General features: G+C 72.1%; 15 protein-coding genes. 5 read left to right on the top strand and 10 right to left on the bottom strand.

What is annotated here, in order from left to right; genetic code table 11:
• Positions 1-159: 159 nt before the first annotated feature.
• On the bottom strand, positions 160-2,559 hold the full coding sequence (dnaB, locus tag MOPEL_RS09905; protein ID WP_009482764.1) for a replicative DNA helicase: 2,400 nt from the start codon (positions 2,557-2,559) through the stop codon (positions 160-162).
• A 617-nt stretch (positions 2,560-3,176) separates the two neighbouring features.
• On the opposite strand from dnaB, the gene MOPEL_RS09900 reads away from it, so the two are divergent.
• On the top strand, positions 3,177-4,049 hold the full coding sequence (locus tag MOPEL_RS09900) for a DNA alkylation repair protein (protein ID WP_009482763.1): 873 nt from the start codon (positions 3,177-3,179) through the stop codon (positions 4,047-4,049).
• A gap of 33 nt (positions 4,050-4,082) precedes the next feature.
• A complete protein-coding gene (locus tag MOPEL_RS09895) occupies positions 4,083-5,495 on the top strand; it encodes an MATE family efflux transporter (protein ID WP_009482762.1) in 1,413 nt (470 codons plus the stop codon).
• A 283-nt stretch (positions 5,496-5,778) separates the two neighbouring features.
• Here MOPEL_RS09895 and rplI read toward each other — a convergent pair whose 3' ends face one another.
• The 7 genes from rplI to MOPEL_RS09860 form a co-directional block, all read right to left on the bottom strand.
• Complete coding sequence (rplI, locus tag MOPEL_RS09890; RefSeq protein ID WP_009482761.1) at positions 5,779-6,222, bottom strand: 50S ribosomal protein L9; 444 nt, start codon at positions 6,220-6,222, stop codon at positions 5,779-5,781.
• 31 nt (positions 6,223-6,253) lie between these two features.
• Positions 6,254-6,490, bottom strand: coding sequence for a 30S ribosomal protein S18 (gene rpsR, locus MOPEL_RS09885; RefSeq protein ID WP_009482760.1), 237 nt, complete (start codon positions 6,488-6,490; stop codon positions 6,254-6,256).
• Between the two features lie 187 nt (positions 6,491-6,677).
• Entirely contained in the window at positions 6,678-7,271 is a 594-nt protein-coding gene (locus tag MOPEL_RS09880; protein ID WP_009482759.1) for a single-stranded DNA-binding protein, read from the bottom strand.
• A gap of 74 nt (positions 7,272-7,345) precedes the next feature.
• Positions 7,346-7,636 carry a 30S ribosomal protein S6 gene (gene rpsF, locus MOPEL_RS09875; RefSeq protein ID WP_009482758.1) on the bottom strand — a complete coding sequence of 97 codons (291 nt, stop codon included), beginning with the start codon at positions 7,634-7,636 and terminating at the stop codon, positions 7,346-7,348.
• A 230-nt stretch (positions 7,637-7,866) separates the two neighbouring features.
• Positions 7,867-9,243 (bottom strand): glycosyltransferase family protein, encoded by a 1,377-nt coding sequence (locus tag MOPEL_RS09870; protein WP_009482757.1) that lies wholly within the window; start codon positions 9,241-9,243, stop codon positions 7,867-7,869.
• Between the two features lie 9 nt (positions 9,244-9,252).
• Complete coding sequence (locus MOPEL_RS09865) at positions 9,253-11,607, bottom strand: transglycosylase domain-containing protein (protein ID WP_141631284.1); 2,355 nt, start codon at positions 11,605-11,607, stop codon at positions 9,253-9,255.
• A gap of 174 nt (positions 11,608-11,781) precedes the next feature.
• Positions 11,782-13,245 carry a CCA tRNA nucleotidyltransferase gene (locus MOPEL_RS09860; protein WP_051992281.1) on the bottom strand — a complete coding sequence of 488 codons (1,464 nt, stop codon included), beginning with the start codon at positions 13,243-13,245 and terminating at the stop codon, positions 11,782-11,784.
• A gap of 151 nt (positions 13,246-13,396) precedes the next feature.
• Here MOPEL_RS09860 and MOPEL_RS09855 point away from each other — a divergent pair, with 151 nt between their 5' ends.
• Positions 13,397-14,428, top strand: coding sequence for a Glu/Leu/Phe/Val dehydrogenase dimerization domain-containing protein (locus MOPEL_RS09855; protein WP_009482753.1), 1,032 nt, complete (start codon positions 13,397-13,399; stop codon positions 14,426-14,428).
• A 175-nt stretch (positions 14,429-14,603) separates the two neighbouring features.
• Here the strand turns inward: MOPEL_RS09855 and MOPEL_RS09850 are convergent, their stop codons facing one another.
• Entirely contained in the window at positions 14,604-14,960 is a 357-nt protein-coding gene (locus MOPEL_RS09850; RefSeq protein WP_009482752.1) for a nuclear transport factor 2 family protein, read from the bottom strand.
• 111 nt (positions 14,961-15,071) lie between these two features.
• The gene (locus MOPEL_RS17720) at positions 15,072-15,212 is read right to left on the bottom strand and encodes a hypothetical protein (protein ID WP_009482751.1); all 141 of its coding nucleotides are present in this window, start codon (positions 15,210-15,212) and stop codon (positions 15,072-15,074) included.
• Between the two features lie 92 nt (positions 15,213-15,304).
• Here MOPEL_RS17720 and MOPEL_RS09845 point away from each other — a divergent pair, with 92 nt between their 5' ends.
• Together MOPEL_RS09845 and MOPEL_RS09840 are read left to right on the top strand one after the other, a co-directional pair.
• Positions 15,305-15,787, top strand: a complete 483-nt coding sequence (locus MOPEL_RS09845; protein WP_009482750.1) for an NUDIX domain-containing protein — start codon at positions 15,305-15,307, stop codon at positions 15,785-15,787.
• Positions 15,784-18,012: a DUF6049 family protein gene (locus MOPEL_RS09840; protein ID WP_245544757.1), complete on the top strand. Its 2,229-nt coding sequence runs from the start codon at positions 15,784-15,786 to the stop codon at positions 18,010-18,012. Before MOPEL_RS09845 ends, MOPEL_RS09840 begins: the two co-directional genes overlap by 4 nt.
• Positions 18,013-18,117 lie beyond the last annotated feature (105 nt).

Below are 18,117 nucleotides of genomic sequence, written 5' to 3'. Positions count from 1 at the left end.
AAGGGGCGACACCCCCATGCACCTCGCAGTGCTGGCTGTTTTGCGGCATTCGGGACCACGCCCATCAAAGATGGGGGGACTTGTGCAAACTTCCCTGCATCTCGACAATGAAAACGCCACTTACACCGTTAGGCGGACAGTCCCGACAGCTGCTGCCGCTCAGTAGTTCGCCGCCATGTTGGTGAAGCGGGAGTAGTGACCTTGGAAGGCGACGGTGATGGTGCGGGTGGGGCCGTTGCGGTGTTTGGCGACGATGATGTCGGCTTCGCCTTCGCGGGGGGAGTCGGGTTCGTAGACCGACTCCCGGTGGAGAAGCATGACCATGTCGGCGTCCTGCTCGATGGAATTGTGGACGGCGACGCCGTCGGCGATGAAGTTGTGCGTGCCGATCACGGTCGCGTCGAAGACCTCCTCGACGCCCTCGAACTCGACCCCGACGACGACCTCCCACTCCACGTCGTTGACCGCCTCGAGGTCCACCCCGTCACGGTCGAGGACCGTCGCGATCTGCCGCAACGTCCCCACCTGCGTCGACGCGGACTCCTCCACGACCGCGGCCGCGTCCTCCTCCGCCACCGGCGACAACGCCGCCGCGACGTCCTTCCACAACGGCAACTGCCCCTCACCCGGCACCGGCGCATGCGACACGTCCCGCACGATGTCGAGCAACCGCGCCGCATCCGGCGCCGCCGGCCCCTCGATACCGATCTCCTGCAGGAACCGCCGCTGCGAATCGACGTCGACGACGTCGAGGACCCACCCCGACTCGTCACCCGTGACGACCGTCGAGATCCCGAACCGCAACAGTAGCCGCGACAGCCGATCCAGTCGCGTCCGCTCGTCGGCGAACACGAAGATCTCCCCACCGGGCCGCTCCTGGGAGAGCATCACCCCGCCCGCGGCGGAGAAGAACTCCCGCAGGAACGCGGCGATCTGCGCCTTGGGCAGCGAGAACACGACCGACGGGATCGTCGCCGCCGGATGCTCCGCACACAACAGCGCCGCCGTGCGGACGTCCTCGTCGGCCCAGTCGGCCTCGCACCGCTCCGGCGCGGGCACGTGACGCGGCGCGGCGACACGCGTCCCGCACGAGAGCTCCCCGAGCGGCACCCACCCGTCGTAGGTGAGGAACGGGTGGTTCTCGGTGGCGCGCACCGTCTTTCCCGACGCGAGCGTCAACCGGTACACCGGCTTCGCGCCCGTCGAGAACGCGTGCGTCATCGGCCGCTTCACGTACCGCAACGACTCGTCGAGCGCCCACACCGGCACGTCCGTCTCGCCCGAGGAGGCGAGCTCCCCGATCGTCACCTCCGCGCCCGTGTCGGCCCGGAGGATCCGCGTGTCCGCCGGAAGACAACCCGACTCGCGCAGGTCACTGATCTGCGGCTTCTTGTCGGTGCGCTGCTCCGGACCACGGTTGAGCTGCGACAGGGCGATGACCGGCAGCTCCAATTCCTTCGCGAGGAGCTTGAGCGCACGGGAGAACTCCGACACCTCCTGCTGACGGCTCTCGACACGCTTGCCCGAACTCATGAGCTGCAGATAGTCGATGATGACGAGCTTGAGATTGTGCCGCTGCTTGAGCCGGCGACACTTCGCCCGGATCTCCATGAGCGACATGTTCGGCGAGTCGTCGATGAACAACGGCGCCTCGCTCACCTCACCCATCGTGCGAGCGAGCTTGCTCCAGTCCTCGTCGCGCATCGTGCCCTTGCGCATGTGCTGCAACTGGATCGACGCCTCCGCCGACAACAGACGCATCGTGATCTCGTTCCGACTCATCTCGAGCGAGAACACGACCGTCGTCATGTCGTTGTGAATCGCGGCGGCACGGGCAAAATCCAAGGCCAGGGTCGACTTACCCATCGCAGGTCTCGCCGCGATGACGATCATCTGGCCGGGGTGGAGGCCGTTGGTGAGTTCGTCGAGATCGGTGAAACCCGTGGGGACGCCGACCATCTCGCCCGTCGAGCCCGACGCCTGCTCGATCTCGTCGGCCGTGGCCTCGAGGAGCTCCCCCAGGACGTGGTAGTCCTCACCGCCGCGCTTGTCGGCGACGGCGTACACCTCCGCCTGCGCCGTGTTGACGATCTCCTCGACGTCACCCCCCGCCGTGCCGTACCCGAGCTGCACGATGCGCGTCCCCGCATCGACGAGCCGACGCAGCACCGCACGCTCCGCGACGATCTGCGCGTAGTAGCCCGCGTTCGCCGCCGTCGGCACCCCCGCGATGAGCTGGTGCAGATACGACTGCCCCCCGACCCGCGGCAGCTCACCCCGCTTGGTGAGCTCGTCGGCCACCGTGATCGCGTCCGCCGGCTCCCCGCGGCCGTACAGATCGAGGATCGCCTCGAAGATCAACTCGTGCGCCGGCCGGTAGAAGTCGTTGCCGCGCAGCACCTCGATCGAGTCCGCGATCGCGTCCTTGCTCAGCATCATGCTGCCGAGAACGCTCTGCTCCGCATGGACGTCCTGCGGCGGGACGCGATCCTCCGGCCCCTCCGTCGGCCCCGACAACCCACCCTCGAAATCCGAGCGATCCACTCGAGCGAGCGCCATGGCCTCCCCAATCCGACGGTGTGAACAACGAACGACGGCCGCGGAGACGCCGAACCCGCCGTACGACATTCTGCGCACCGTCACCGGCGGGTCTTCGCCGAGACCCCGCCGGGCGCCGCAATACCCCACCCGAGAGGGGAAGAAGCGGCGCGGCCGGAGCGACGGGCCGGAACCCACGCTAGAACGCTCGGACGTCCGTCACAAACGGCCCGTCGACACTGCTTGGGGACAGCGTGTGGACGACACGGTGGACAACGTCCACATCCTGTGGAAGAAGCTGGGGATAACTGCCGGGGTTGTCCACCGCCGTGGCTCTGAGCTGCGAAAACACCGGTGGACGAAGCTGTGCGCAACATGCGTTGTATCCCACAGGACCCTCCTTGGTCCCCTCTGGACCTCCACCAGACCCGATCCGAGGACTCCTCAGACCCACGGACCGGCGCCGTCGTGCAGCGCCGCGACCCCAGAGGGGCGATCCGGGCGTTCGCCACACCGAACCCGCGTCTCACCCAGGCACCCGGCGGGGAGATCCCTGACCATCGTCAAGCGTCCGGATCGTGAGATACCCACAGGTGGAGCCCCTCCCACCCACAATCGAATCAACTACTGTCGGAGTCATGTTCGATGTCGCTCACGCCGTGGAACAGGCGATCCGGAGCGACCTCGACGAGCATCGCGACCCGGTCCGCGCCCGGCGAATCTCCCGCGAACGCGGACGTGATCTCCCGGTCCTCGGGGTGCCCGACCCCGACGTCATCCGCATCGTCGCGCGCGTGACCCGCGACCCCGCACGTCGACCTCACGACGAGGCGACGTGGGCGGAAGCCGTCCACCGCCTGTGGACCAACGACCCGACCCTCGAGTCGCGGTACGCCGCCGTCGCCCTCGCCTGCCGACCCCGCTACCGCACCTACGCCGGCACACCCCGCTCCACGGAGCTCTACCGCCGCCTCATCGAGGACCACCCGTCCGTCGCGACCGTCGACGCCGTCGCGACGTGCTGCCTCCCCCTGCCACTCGACGCCCGCCCCACGACCGAGACCCCCGTCGTCCGATCCTGGGCCGTCGTCGGGTCGCCGTGGCTGCGGCGTGCCTCGATCATCTGCCAGGTACGTCGCCGCCGCCGCACCGATCCCGACCTCCTCAGGGCCGCCGTCGTCGCCAACCTCCTCGACCGCCGCGCCATGATCCGCGACTCGATCCCCCGCGCCGTCCGCGCCTATGTCGAGGCCGTGCCCCACGCCGCACCCCGTGTGCGCGCCACCCTCGAGGAATGGCGTCCCCTCGTCTCCCGCCACCTCGTCACGGCCCTCGAGGCAGCCCTCCACCCGGCGCCACGCACCGACACGGGTCGCCACGTCGGAGCCCGCGGAACCGAGTCCGACGACCGCGACGGCCACCGTTCGACGGACGATGCCGACGGTCACGGGCAGCACGGTGAGGCCGTGATGCCCACACCGCGCGCCTCGGGCCGCAACGCCCCGTCGTAACCTGGCGCTCCGCACCCGACAGACGAGGAGCCCGTGAACACCGCCGGCCCCACCGATCCCGACCACGACGCCACCACCGCAGGGTCACCCGAGACCCGGCCGGACGACGTCCTCGACACGACGGCACTACGCCGCGAGATCCTCCGCCTCGCCGTCCCCGCACTCCTCACGCTCGTCGCCGAACCCCTCTTCCTCCTCGCCGACACCTCGATCGTCGGCCACCTCGGCACGACGCCCCTCGCAGGCCTCGGAGTCGCGTCCACGATCCTCGGTACCGCCGTCGGCGTCTTCGTCTTCCTCGCCTACGCGACCACCGCGCTCGTCTCCCGTCGCCTCGGCGCGGGAGCCGAGGACGCCGCCCTCGCCGCGGGACTCGACGGACTGTGGCTGGCGCTGCTCCTCGGCGTCGGAACCGGCCTCGTCCTCGGCGTGGGCGCGCCTGCCCTCGTCGGACTCTTCGGCGTCGACGCCGCCGTCGCCGCGCAGGCCGTCGCCTACCTGCAGATCTCTGCGCTGGGCGTCCCGGCGATGCTCGCCGTCCTCGCCCTCACCGGCGTCCTCCGCGGCCTGCAGGACACCCGCACCCCGCTCGTCGCCGCGACGCTCGGCTTCGGCGCGAACATCCTCCTCAACACCGTGCTCGTCTACGGCGCCGGCCTCGGCATCGCGGGCTCCGCGTGGGGCACCGTCGCGGCCCAGACGGGCATGGCCGTCGGGCTCGGGATCGTCGTCTTCCGCGCTGCCCGCCGCCACGGTGCCCGCCTCCGACCCCACCCCGGTGCCGTCACCCGCGCCGCCGCGAGCGGGGTGCCGCTCCTGCTCCGCACCCTCTCGCTGCGGGCCGTCGTCCTTCTCACGACGTGGGTCGCCGCCCACTACGGCGCCACGACGCTCGCCGCCCACCAGGTCGCCTGGACCCTGTGGACGTTCCTCTCGTTCGCGCTCGACGCCCTCGCCATCGCCGGTCAGGCCCTCATCGGCAAGGCCCTCGGCGCCGGCGACGTGGTGGGCACCCGTGCGATGACCGAACTCATGTCCCGCTGGTCACGCGGCTTCGGGGTCGTCCTCGGCCTCGCCCTCGCCGCCTTGTCGCCCGTCCTGCCGTGGCTCTTCACGACGGACCCCGGCGTCCGCGCTGCGCTCACCGTCGGCATCCTCGTCCTCGCCGCCGGTCAGCCCGTCGCGGCACAGGCGTTCCTCCTCGACGGCGTGCTCATCGGCGCCGGCGACGCACGCTGGCTCGCCCGAGTGGGACTCCTCCTCCTCATCGTCTACCTGCCCGTCGTCGGCATCCTCGTCGCCGTCCAAGGCCCCCTCGAGGCAGCCGGATCCGGCGCCGCCCTCGCCGCCATCTGGGCCGGGTTCCAGGTGTTCATGATCGGCCGCGCCGTCGTGCTCACCCGCCGCGCCCGCCAGGACACCTGGCTCGTCACCGGCCTGCAGTGACGACATCCGGGTGCCCGGACGCGAACCCACCGGCGGGAGTGCGGTGGAGAACCACCCGGCGTCGCTCCGGCATCGCCCCCCGGCCTCACGCCGTGACGACGTCCGCGCCGCCCCCCGCCGGGGCCGACGGCGCCCGCCGGCCTCGGGGCGTCTCATGCGAGGACGCTCGCATCCGTCGAGACCCGGGCCCCGGCCCAGACCGACGTCACGCCCCCGGAGACGACGACGTCCCCGCCGCCCGGCAGAACCGGGGGACGGGGACGACGTGCGAATCGGCGCGGACTCAGCCGGCGACGACGTTGATCTTCACCGTGGCCGAGACCTCGGGGTGGAGGCGCACCAGTGCGGTGTGCTCGCCCGTGCTCTTGATCGGGGTGGGGAACTCGACCGTGCGACGGTCGATCGTCACGCCCTCGGCCTTGGCCGCCTCGGCGACCTCGGCCTGGCTGATGGCACCGAACAGGCGACCGGCGTCGGACGCGTGCGCGGTGATCGTGAGGGTGCGGGCCTCGAGCTGGCCCTTGACGCCCTTGGCGTCCTCGAGCGAGGCGATGACGCGGGCCTCGCGCGCCTTGCGGAGCGCGTCGACCTGCTTCTGGCCACCGCGGGACCACGGGGTGGCGAGACCACGCGGGAGGAGGAAGTTACGGCCGTAACCGTCCTTGACCTCGACGACGTCGCCCGCCGAACCGAGGCCGGTGACCTCGTTCGTGAGGATGAGCTTCATGATGTGTCTCCTTCTCTCAGACCGGTCGGACTCAGCGAGCCGAGCTGGAGTAGGGCAGCAGGGCCACCTCGCGGGCGTTCTTGACGGCCTTCGCGATGAGACGCTGCTCCTGCACGGACACACCGGTGACGCGACGGGCACGGATCTTGCCGCGGTCCGAGATGAACTTGCGCAGCAGGGTCGTGTCCTTGTAGTCGATGTTCTCGACCTTCGCCGCCTTCAGCGGGTTGGCCTTCTTCTTGGGCTTGCGCACAACGGGCTTCGCCATCGTGGTGCTCTCCTCTCGTGAGAGCCCGGAGGGTGCTCCGGGATGGGGTCGTACTCAGATGGGTCCGGGGCTCATGCCCCGGGTGGCGGAGAGGTCTCCGCCGGAGGCGACACCGGCACGGATGCCGGGTCGCGAGGAACGACCGACCGAGGCCGTCGGGACGACGACCGACCGGATCGGGCTCGGATCAGAACGGGGGCTCGTCGTAGGACGGCGCCTGGCCCCAGCCGGCGTTGCCGCCGCCCTGGCCGCCACCGGCGCTCGGCCCCTGGGCCCACGGGTCGGCGTCCGGGCGGGAACCGCCCTGACCACCGCCGCCGCCCCAGCCACCGCCGCCGGCGTTGCCGCCCTGCTGGCCACCGCCGGAGAACCCGCCGCCGCCACCGCCGGAGAATCCGCCCCCGCCGCCGCCACCACGCGAGGTCTTGGTGACCTTGGCCGTGGCGTACTTGAGGGAAGGGCCGATCTCGTCGACGTCGAGCTCCATGACCGTGCGCTTCTCGCCCTCCTTGGTCTCGTACGACCGAGACTTCAGGCGGCCCGAGACGATGACGCGCGAACCCCGGGTGAGGGACTCGGCGACGTTCTCGGCCATGTCGCGCCACGCGGAGCAGGTGAGGAACAGTGCCTCACCGTCCTTCCACTCGTTCGTCTGACGATCGAACGTGCGGGGCGTGGAGGCGATACGGAAGTTCGCGACCGCCGCACCCGAGGGGGTGAAGCGCAGCTCCGGGTCGGCAACGAGGTTGCCGATGACGGTGATGACGGTCTCGCCTGCCATTGAGGGGATCCTCTCGCGTGGATGGGGCGCCGGCCCGAACGGGTCGGACCTGGTCGATCAGCGGTGCGTGGACCTCAGGCCGCGTTGGGGCGCAGCAGCTTGGTGCGGAGCACCTGCTCGCTGAGGCCCAGCTGACGGTCGAGTTCCTTGGCCGTGTCCGGCTCGGCGGTGAAGTTGACGACGACGTAGATGCCCTCGGACTTCTTCTTGATGTCGTAGGCGAGACGACGACGGCCCATGAGGTCGATGTTGTCGATGGTGCCGTTGTGGTTCTTCACGACGGTGAGGAAGCGCTCGAGCGTCGGGGCGACCTGGCGGTCGTCCACCTCGGGGTCGAGGATCATCATGAGTTCGTACTGACGCATGCGGGTAACCCACCTCCTTCGGTCTTGGCGGTCACGGTCCTTCCGTGACAGGAGGGTTGCAGCGTCCCGGCCACCCGGACCCGACCGAGGAAGGGGCGGGTCGAGCGGCGAGATGACTCCAGCCTACCGGGCGGGTTGACGCACGCCGAATCGTCGTCCACAGCCCCACACCGCCCGCCCGCTGCGAGCATCCCGTGGAGCGGTCGTGGGCGCCGTCGGCGCAGCGGACGTCAGTGGGCGTACCGGACGACGACCGCGTCGCGCCGGCCCGTCATCGGCCCGGCGGTGTCGTCGTCGTCACGGTGGACGGCGAGGTCGAGGGCCGTGTGCGCCGGTCGTCGCATCGCCTGCCGGGCCGCGGCGGCCCCGAGCCACAGCAGACCCCCGAGCCGCAGGACGAGGAACACGGCGTACCAGGACTCGGGCAGCGCGGCCGTGACGTCGTCGAGACCACCGAGGTACAGCCACACCGCGACGAAATAGCACACCTCCGTGGCGGCCCACATCAGATGGTCGCGCCACCGCAGCCCCGCGAGCGCGACGAACGGCACGAGCCACAGCGACGACTGCGGCGGGAGGGACTTGCCGGTGAGGAGGACGAGGACGAGGACGACGATCACGATCTCCCCGATGCGGGGACGGACCGGCGCGGCGAGGGTGAGGAGGGCGCCCGCACCGACGGCGAGGAGCCACCCGATCATCGTGAGGAGCGTGAGCACCCCGAGCGGGACGGGCCGGTCGGCGAGAGTGCCCAGATACCACGGGGAACCGAGCTGGGCCTCCGCCCCGAGCCACACCTGGTAGGGGGTGAGGACACCCCTGCCGTGGACGACCGCCGCGGCGACGAGGAGGAGGACGGCCGTGACGACCGCGACACCGGCCGTGCGCGCCCACGCCCGAAGCGCCCCGGCGCGCAGGGCGAGGAGCGCGAGGACGACGAGGACGAGGAGGGGGTACGTGCGGGTGACGATCGCGAGGCCGAGGACGATGCCTGCAGGCGTGAGCCGCTCGCGACTCCACAGCCACAACGCGACCGCAGTGAGCGCCACCCCGACGAGGTCGAGGGAGACGAGCGCCGCCGTGGCGACCACCGGCGCGAACGCGACGTGCGCGGCCCGCACGGGACGGGTACGGCACGTGAACACCGTGGCGACGACGGTGGCGACGAGGAGCAGCGCCGCCGTGATCGCCCACGCGACGAACATCCCCTGTTGACGTTCGAACCCCGCCGCAGGGACGACCACCGACAGCAACCGGAGGACGGCGCCGACGCCGAGCGGTTCGGCGAGCGCCGACCCCGCGTCGTAGGGCAGGCCGCCGCCGCCGACACTGCCCGCGAACGACGGCAGATCGGAGTAACAGGCCTTGTGGTAGACCTGCGGCGCCCCCCACCCGTAGCGGACGCAATAGCTCTTCTGGAGGAACCCGAGGAGCAGCGTCACGCACGCCCCGAACGACAACGCCCCCGCGAGTACGAGACGGTACGGACCGCTCGGGAGAGGCGCCGCGTACCTCCCTCGGGGACCGCCGACGACCCCCGTGGCGAGTCGCGCCACCGGGTCCTCCGGGTCGGCCGGGTCGGGCGGTGGCGTGACGATCGAGGCCATGAACGAAGGCTACGTGGCGCTCGCCGCGAGCACCGCGAACGCCGGTTCGCGCGTGGCGGGACGTCCCCACGCGTGTTCCCGTTTCCACCACGTGGTGTCCTCGGGTGGGGCGATGCCGTAGGCGTCACCCTCTCCGTCGCCCGCGGCGTCACCGGCCGCGTCGCCGCCGTCTCCGGCCGGGGCGTCACCCTGCCCGCCCTGATCCGGATCGCCGCCGGGGTCGCCCTGCCCACCCTGCGACCCGTCGCCGGGCTCGTCGCCGAACCCGTCGTCGCTCGTCGCCGGATCCCCGGGCACGTCCGTCGGCGACCACGTCTCGCCGGGCGTCGTCTCCTCCGGCGTCGGGGTCGGGGAGGGCCACTCCTCCGTCTGCTCCGGCTGCGACGGCTCGGGGGCGCTGGTCTCCTCCTCGGAGGGGGAGTCCTCACGGCCGACGCCGGCGCGCCCGGGGAAGTCCGTGTACGGCGTCCCCTCGACGGCCCGCCGCATGTACGACGTCCACACGTCGACGGGGTAGGACCCGCCGGTGACGCCGCTGCCGAGACCCGCGCCCCGCATCGGCACCGCATTGCCCTGGGCGTCGGGCAGGTACATGCCTACGGCCGTCGCGACGTCCGGGGTGAACCCGTCGAACCACACGGCACGGTTCTCGTCGGTCGTGCCCGTCTTCCCCGCCGCAGGCCGACCGATCGCTTGCGCCTTCTGTGCCGTACCGCGGAGGACGACCTGACGCATCGCGTCGACCGTGTCGGCGACGACGTCCTTGTCGAGGACCTGCTCCGTCACCGGCTGCGCCGTATACGGGTCGATGCTGTCGGCCACGCCCTCCGCAGGTTCGACCTTGCGAATGATGTACGGCTCCGCCCGCACGCCCCCCGCCGCGAGCGTCGCGTACGCCTTCGCCATGTCGATGACGTGCGGGGAGGCCGTGCCGAACACGTTCGCCGGGTTGTCGTCGAGGCCGAGGGTGTCCTGCGGCAGCCCCATCCGCACCGCCGCATCGACGGTGCGCTGCGGGCCCACGTCGACGTTGAGCTGCGCGTACACGGTGTTCGCCGACTTCGCCGTCGCCGTGCGCAGATCGATCCACCCGAGCGAGGCGTCACCGTAGTTCTGCACCCGACCGCTCGGGTTGCCGCCACCCTTGAACGCCTCGAAGTACCGCGGGGAGTTGCCGTCGTACGAACTCGTCGTGGCGATCCCCTTCTCGAGGGCCGCCACCAGCGTGAACACCTTGAACGTCGACCCGCCCTGGAGCTGCGCCTGCGTCGCCGCGTTGTACGGCTGCGTCGTCGCGTTCGCCCCGCCGTAGAGCGCCATGATCGCGCCGTCGCCCGGCTTGAGGGAGACGAGACCCGTCCGCACCCGCGGCGTCGGGAGATTGTTCTCCACCGCCCGGATCGCGTCCGTCTGTCGCTGCTGGTCGATCGTCGTCGTGATGCGCAGACCACCCATGTCGACCTCGTCGGGGGACAACCCCACCTTCGCGACGAGCTCGTCCTTGACCATCTGCACGAGATACCCGTTCGGGCCCGACTTCTCGCGCCGCGGCTTCGGGTCCTGCACCTCCGGGAACCGCACCCGCCCTCGACGCGCCGTCGACAGCCACCCCTCCTCGACCATGCCGTCGAGGACGTAGTCCATGCGGGCCGCGACGCTCTTCTTCGCCTTCGCCCCGTTCGCCGGGTCGTAGAGCGACGGGCCCCGCACGACCGAGGCGAGGAACGCGCTCTCCGCGAGGTCGAGCTCCGAGGCCGGCTTGTCGAAATACGCCCGCGAGGCCGCCTGGATGCCGTACGCGCCGCGACCGAAGTAGATCGTGTTGAGGTAGTCGCGGAGGATCTCGTCCTTCGTGAGCTCCTGCTCGATCTTCAACGAGATGACGAGTTCCTTGCCCTTGCGGGAGAACGTCTGGTCCTGCGTGAGGAAGTAGTTCTTCACGTACTGCTGCGTGATCGTCGACCCGCCCTGCGTCGGCCCGCCCGACACCATCGCCCACACGGCCCGACCGATGCCGGTCAGGGAGATGCCCGGGTTCTCGTAGAAACTCCGGTCCTCCGCCGCGAGGATCGCGTGCCGCATCGTCTCCGGCACCTCGCTCAACGGCACGGCCTCCCGGTCGACGGCGCTGATGCGCGCCATCTCCGTCTTCCCGTCGGCGAAGTACACGATCGACGTCTGGCTCCGCGCGTCCGAGTTCGGGTCCGGCACGTCGACGAGCACGTACGCCACGGCGACGACGGCCGCGACGGCCAGCACGCCGAGGCTCAGGACGAGCAGCCACGCCTTGATCGAGAACAGGCGCCGCCAGCCCCTCTTGCGCGGCGGGGTCACCACTCGTATGCGTCCGGTCGGTGAACTCACGCGATCCTCTTCCACCGGGGGGTCGATGCGGGTCAGAGTAAGCCGCGTCCCTGAACGCTCCCCGACGACACGCACCGCGGCGCTCCACCCCTCCTATCGGCGAGGACGCCCCGATTCCTGAAGCCCGACGGTGAGCGAACACCGGCGCGAGCACGCCGGATCCGCCCGTGGGGATCAGTCCGCCGCGGACTCCGGCCGCTTCGCCCACCACGCGAGGAGCTCCTCGCGGGCCGCGTCCTTGCCGATCGGGCCCTGATCGAGCCGCACCGACAACAGGTGCTTGTACGCCCGCCCGAGCACCGGGCCCGGGGAGATGCCGAGGATCTCCCCGATCTCGTTGCCGTCGAGCTCCGGCCGCACCTTCTTGAGCTCCTCGGCGTCCATGAGCGTCTCGATGCGCGCCTCGAGCGAGTCGTACGTGCGCCGCAACGTCTCCGCCTTGCGCCGGTTGCGCGTCGTGCAGTCGGCCCGGGTGAGGCGGTGCAGCCGCGTGAGGAGCGGACCGGCGTCCGTGACGTACCGACGCACCGCCGAATCCGTCCACTCGCCGCTGCCGTACCCGTGGAAGCGCAGGTGCAGCTCGACGAGCCGGCTCACCGCCTTGACGGTCTCCTTGTCGTACCGCAACGCCCGCAGCCGCTTGGCCGCCATCTTCGCGCCCACGACCTCGTGGTGATGGAACGTCACGCCGCCGTCCGGCTCGAACCGACGCGTCGCCGGCTTGCCGATGTCGTGGAGGATCGCCGCGAGCCGCAGCACGAGATCGGGCCCGGGCACGCTCTCCGGCGGGCCGTCGTGCGGCCCCTCGAGCGCGATCGCCTGACGCAGCACCGTGAGCGAGTGCTCGTAGACGTCCTTGTGACGGCGGTGCTCGTCGACCGTCTCCCGCATCACCGACAGCTCCGGCAGCATGACGTCCGCGAGACCCGTGTCGACGAGGAGCCGCAGACCCGTCACCGGGTCCGCCGCGAGCATGAGCTTGGAGAACTCGTCACGGATCCGCTCGGCCGAGACGATGCCGAGCGACGTCGCCATCTCCGTCATCGCCGTGCGCACCTCCGGCGCCACGTCGAACCCGAGCTGCGCGGCGAACCGAGCGGCCCGCATCATCCGCAACGGGTCGTCCCCGAACGACACCTCCGCCGCACCGGGCGTCCGCAGACGACGCCCCGCGAGGTCCTCCAGACCCCCGTGCGGGTCGACGAACTGCAGGTCGGGAAGCCGCAACGCCATCGCGTTCACCGTGAAGTCCCGCCGCACGAGGTCGTCGTCGAGGTTCTCCCCGAACGCGACGACCGGCTTGCGGGTCTGCCCGTCGTAGGCGTCGGCCCGGTACGTCGTCACCTCGACGACGGTCGCCCCCCGCCGCGCACCGATCGTGCCGAACTCCCGACCCATGTCCCACGTCGCGTCCCCCCACGCCGCGAGGATCCGCTCCGTCTCGTCCGGCATCGCCGACGTCGTGAGATCGAGGTCGTGACTCTCCCGCCCGAGGAACGCGTCCCGCACCGGCCCGCCGACGAGCGCGAGCTCGTGACCGGCCGCGGTGAACGCGGCACCGAGATCACCGAGCAGGGGCAGTACGGGCGCGAGCCGGCCGGTGGCCTGGCGCAGGAGGGCATCGAGGTTCGCGGACACGAGGCCCAAGCCTAGGGGCCCGCGGCCCCCACGTCGTCGACGGGCACGGCGCGCGGCCGGGGACGGACCCCACCTGTCGCCCCGGGCGCCCCGCCACGACGGGCCGTCTCCGCACCGCCCACGACACCCTCGCGCGCCCTACGGTGACGGGATGGAGACGCACCTCGACCCCTTCACCTCCCACCAGGTCATCACCGTGAGCGACCCCGACGCCGGTCTCCGTGCCGTCATCGCCCTCGACGACCTCACCCTCGGCCCCGGGTTCGGCGGGGTGCGGATGCGGCCCTACCCCACCCCCGCCGCCGCGATCGAGGAGGCCCAGCGCCTCGCCCGGGCGATGACGTTCAAGCACGCCCTCGCCGAACTCCCCTACGGCGGAGCGAAGTCCGTCATCGTCGCCGACGGCCGGGGCCTTGAGGGCGACGCACGCCGACGACTCTTCGAGGCGTTCGGCGACGCGGTCGCCCGGACGAACGGGCGCTACATCCCCGGCGTCGACATGGCGACGACCCTCGCCGACATGTCCGTCGTCCGCGAGCGCGGCGCCACCGTGTACTGCGCCGACGCCGACCCCTCCCCGTGGACCGCCCGCGGCGTGTACGCGGCGATGCGCGCGGCCGTCCGCGGTGTCCTCGACTCCCCGGACCTCTCCGGCGTCCGTGTCGCCGTCCAGGGCGTCGGCGCCGTCGGTGGGGAACTCGCGCGCCTCGTGGCCGCCGACGGCGGAGAGCTCGTCCTCGCCGACGTCGACGCGAACCGCGCCGAGACCCTCGCGGCCGAGCTCGGCGGACGCGCCGTCCCCACCTCGGAGATCGCGACGACCGAGTGCGACGTCTTCGCTCCCGCCGCGATCGCCCGGGTCGTCACCGCCGACGTCGTCCCGCAGCTGCGCTGCCGACTCGTCGCCGGTGCCGCGAACGACACCCTCGACGGGCCCGACATCGACGCCGCGCTCCTCGCCCGCGGCATCACGTTCGTCCCCGACTACGTCGCCAACGCGGGCGGGGTGATCCACGAACACGCCCGGGCCATGGGCTGGACCGACGAGCGGCTGGCCGAGGCCGTCGACGCCATCGGGGACCGCGTCCTCGACCTCGTCGCGGAGGCCGGACCGGGCGGGAGCCTCGTCGACGCCGCCGAACGACGCGGACGTGCACGCCTCGCCGCGGGCGCCGGCGCCTGAGTTCCCGGCGGCTGCACCGCCCACCCCACGAGGAGTGACCGCACGAGGTGCGGGCGCCGCGAGGTGCGGGCGGCGCGAGGTGCGGGCGGCGCGGCCGCCACCGGCGGAGATGCGGACGGAGGTGTGCGCCCCTGCCGGAGCGCACACCGCGAGCGACCCTCGGGGCCGGGACCCGTCAGACGAGGGGCGCGAAGAAGAACGTGTCGCGGGTCGCGAACCGGCCCCGGGCGTCGAACGTGTAGAAGTCGGCGAACCGCAGCGACGCGGACGAGCCGTCACGCAGCGTGCCCTCGAACCGGCCGTGGACGGCGATCCCGCCCTCGTCGACGACCTCGCGCTCGACCGTGTGCGTGCCCGACTCGATGACGCGTTCTCCCTCGTAGAACGCCCGTAGGGGGCCGTGCCCGACGAGCGGCTCGTACCCCGGTCGGCAGTAGACGGCATCGGGGGCGAACAGGGCGACGAGCCCGTCCACGTCGTCGGCGTCGACGAGCCGGTAGTACTCCCGCACGGATTCGATCGGAGACGTCATACCCGTAGTGTGCCGTGCCGCAGCCCCCCCGAGGGGTGACGGCGGCACGCGGAATGCGACACGAGGGATCACACGGGGACGACGTCGCGACGACGCCCCTCGGGGCGGGACTCAGTGGGAGTCCGTGCTCCCCGTGCCCTGCTTCGGCTCGCCGGAGTCCTTGCCACCGGCGGCGGCGGGCGTCTCCTCGAGCGGCGTCTCCTCGACGGACTTGAGGTCCTCGTCGGGCTGTGCGTCAGGTGTCTGGCTCATACGGCCAGCTTAGGGGCGTCGACCCCGTCGGGGAGGCGCATCGGGATCCGGAGCATCCGAGGAGTGCGGCCGTCCTTGATTACAGTGGCGTAATGACGACCTCACCGCGCCCGAGCCGCCCGACGCGGCGGCTCCCTGCGGTGTTGGAGACCTCCGCCGGTGGCATCGTCGTCGACGTCGTCGACGGACGCGCCCGCATCGCCGTCATCGCGCGCCGCAACCGCGCCGGCCGGATCGAGTGGTGTCTCCCCAAGGGACACCAGGAGGCCGACGAGACGCTCGTCGAGGCCGCGGAACGCGAGGTCGCCGAGGAGACGGGCATCGTCGGCCGCGCCCTCGTCACCCTCGGCACCATCGACTACTGGTTCTCCACGCACGACCGACGGGTGCACAAGGTCGTGCACCACTACCTCCTCGAGGCCACCGGCGGCGACCTCACCGTCGAGAACGACCCCGACCACGAGGCCATCGACGTCGCCTGGATCGACCTCGACGAGGTGCACCATCACCTCACGTTCCCCAACGAGCGGCGCATCGCCCGCCTGGCCTGGGAAAGGTTGGCCGGTAAGGAATGAGCCGCGAGCCGCTCGACGTGCCGCGCCGCCACCCCCGGGTGGTGCGCCCGGTCGCCTCGGCCGTCGCCGCGTGCGCTCTCACGGCGTGTGCGGCCCTCGGCACGCCGGGAGCGGCGTCCGGCCGGGTCCCGAGAGATGTTTCACGTGGAGCAATGGTCGCTTCCGACACGGCCACCGAGATCTCCGCGACCCCCACCGCGCCCCGTGCGACCTCGGACGCCCTTCAGGTCACGGAGGTCTCACCGCAGGTGCTCGCGCCCGGCCAGGACGTGACGCTCGCGGTCACCCTCCGCAACACCGGCACCCGACCGGCCAGCCCGACGGTCCGGGTCGGTGTGGGCCCCCGCCTACGCACCCGCACCGACGTCTCCGACCACGCCACGGCTCCCCGTGGCGATCTCCCCCGCGCCGCCGGGGCGACCGTCCCCGCTCTCCACCCGGGTGCCACGACGACCGTCCCCGTGACGATCCCCGCGGGCACCCTCCACCTCCCCCGGCCCTACGGCGTCCTCCCCGTCACGGTGACGTCGACCGGCCTCCCCGGCGCCAGGGCGACGGCGACGTTCCTGCCGTACCAGGTGGTCAAGGAGTACCAACCCCTCAGCATCGGCGTCGCCCTGCCCGTCACCCCCGACCCCGACCCCGCCGTCCTCACCGGGGACCAGGCCGCCCGTCTCGCCGCCCGCACCCGGATGACCGCGTCCGGTTCCCGCCTCGACCGCATCCTCACGGTCGCCGACGCGGCCGACGCCACCCTCCTCGTCGATCCCTCCCTCCTCGTCCCCGAGGCGCGCCCCACCGCCGCCACCGCCGGCGGACCCGGTGCGAACCGCCCCCACGCCTCGGCGACCGGGTCCCCCTCCTCACCCCCCACCTCCGTTCCTGCGGACGGGAACACCGGCGCGAAGGCCGCGAAGAGCAACGACGGGGACCGCGTCCCCGACCCGGGCACCGCGTTCGCCCGGCGTCTCGCGGACTCCGACCGGGACGTGTGGTTCCTCCCGCCCGGCGACCCCGACGTCTCCGCCCTCGCGAGCGCCGCCGCCGACGCCTCCCTCCCGCCGCTGCCGCAGGCGCCCACCTCGCGCCCCGGCACCCGCCGCGCCGTGCGGACCCTCGTGTGGCCCGCAGGCACCGCGTCGTCGCAGGTGAGGAAGGCCGTCTTCGACGCCTCCTCACGCCCGCCCGCCGCCGTCGTCATGCGCGAGACCCGCACCGATCCCGATCCCGATCGCACCGGACCCGCCCCACGCCGCGACGGCGCCGGACACCACGTCCTCGTCGTCGACGACCGGATGTCGGCCCTTCTCGCCCACACCTCCGGGCCCGCCGACACCTCGACGACGACCCAACGCCTCCTCGCCGACAGCGTCGCGCTCCTCGGGGAGTCCCCCGGCGTCGCCCGCTCCGTCCTCCTCCTGCCCGACCGGCCCCTCGACCCCGACCCTGCGGCCCTCACCGCCGCCCTCCGAGCCCTGCGGGGCGCCCCGTGGATCGCCCCCGTCGACGCCGACGCCCTGCTCACCGCCCCCACGTCCCCGACACCCGTCGTCGACGCCACCACCCCGCCGACCGGCCCCGCCTCCCCCCTCGTCACGGAGAACCTCACGGCGGTGCGCACCCTCGCCGACCGGATCGACCGCCTTCGCCCGTCGTTCGGCGAGGGCACCTTCCTCCCGGCCGATGCCGGCGAGGTGCTCCTCTCCACGCGCTGGCGAGGCGAGCAGGGCCCCTGGAGCGAGACCCGGACGTCCCTCCAGCAGCGCGTCGAGCACCTCTCCCACGGCGTCCGCGTCGTGCCCAGCGCGATCAACTTCTTCGCCGAGCACGGCGCCCTCCAGATCACCGTCGTCAACGACCTCGACACAGAGGTCCGCGACGTCCGCCTCCACACCGACGTCCAGGGCCGCCCCCCGCGCCTCGTCGTCCACAGCCCGCCGCAGACCCTGACGATCCGGCCGCACAGCCGCGCGACGGTGCGGCTCGACACCGAGGCCGTCGCCGCCGGCGTCGTCCCCGTCACCGTCTCCCTCCGCACCACCGCCGGAGCGCCCCTCGGCGAGGACGCCACCGTCCGCGTGCGCGTCCAACCGACGAACGGTTGGCTCCTCCTCGCCGCCGGGGGCGTCGTCGGCATCGTGTTCGTCCTCGGCCTCTTCCGCGCCATCCGCGCCGGCGAGCGCCGCGTGGCCGCCTCCGAGCTCGAGGGTCTCGACCTGCGCTGACGCAGGATCCGGCCGGGCAGGACCCCCCGCCGACCCCGCCGCCGAACTGTCACCCGGCACTGCCGCGGTCCCCGCCGACGACCCCGCCGACCACCCCGTCGACGA

The organism is Mobilicoccus pelagius NBRC 104925 (assembly GCF_000247995.1).
In the GTDB taxonomy this organism is placed as follows: Bacteria; Actinomycetota; Actinomycetes; order Actinomycetales; family Dermatophilaceae; genus Mobilicoccus; species Mobilicoccus pelagius.
This window is presented reverse-complemented; position numbering and strand designations above follow the sequence as displayed.

What these genes read in the sequence shown, in the direction of transcription:
- rplI (WP_009482761.1), bottom strand. Translation starts at nt 6,222, where the DNA reads ATGAAGCTCATCCTCACGAACGAGGTCACCGGCCTCGGTTCGGCGGGC.
- MOPEL_RS09880 (WP_009482759.1), bottom strand. Translation starts at nt 7,271, where the DNA reads ATGGCAGGCGAGACCGTCATCACCGTCATCGGCAACCTCGTTGCCGAC.
- rpsR (WP_009482760.1), bottom strand. Translation starts at nt 6,490, where the DNA reads ATGGCGAAGCCCGTTGTGCGCAAGCCCAAGAAGAAGGCCAACCCGCTG.
- MOPEL_RS09850 (WP_009482752.1), bottom strand. Translation starts at nt 14,960, where the DNA reads ATGACGTCTCCGATCGAATCCGTGCGGGAGTACTACCGGCTCGTCGAC.
- MOPEL_RS09840 (WP_245544757.1), top strand. Translation starts at nt 15,784, where the DNA reads ATGAGCCGCGAGCCGCTCGACGTGCCGCGCCGCCACCCCCGGGTGGTG.
- MOPEL_RS09900 (WP_009482763.1), top strand. Translation starts at nt 3,177, where the DNA reads ATGTTCGATGTCGCTCACGCCGTGGAACAGGCGATCCGGAGCGACCTC.
- dnaB (WP_009482764.1), bottom strand. Translation starts at nt 2,559, where the DNA reads ATGGCGCTCGCTCGAGTGGATCGCTCGGATTTCGAGGGTGGGTTGTCG.
- MOPEL_RS09870 (WP_009482757.1), bottom strand. Translation starts at nt 9,243, where the DNA reads ATGGCCTCGATCGTCACGCCACCGCCCGACCCGGCCGACCCGGAGGAC.
- MOPEL_RS17720 (WP_009482751.1), bottom strand. Translation starts at nt 15,212, where the DNA reads ATGAGCCAGACACCTGACGCACAGCCCGACGAGGACCTCAAGTCCGTC.
- rpsF (WP_009482758.1), bottom strand. Translation starts at nt 7,636, where the DNA reads ATGCGTCAGTACGAACTCATGATGATCCTCGACCCCGAGGTGGACGAC.
- MOPEL_RS09855 (WP_009482753.1), top strand. Translation starts at nt 13,397, where the DNA reads ATGGAGACGCACCTCGACCCCTTCACCTCCCACCAGGTCATCACCGTG.
- MOPEL_RS09845 (WP_009482750.1), top strand. Translation starts at nt 15,305, where the DNA reads ATGACGACCTCACCGCGCCCGAGCCGCCCGACGCGGCGGCTCCCTGCG.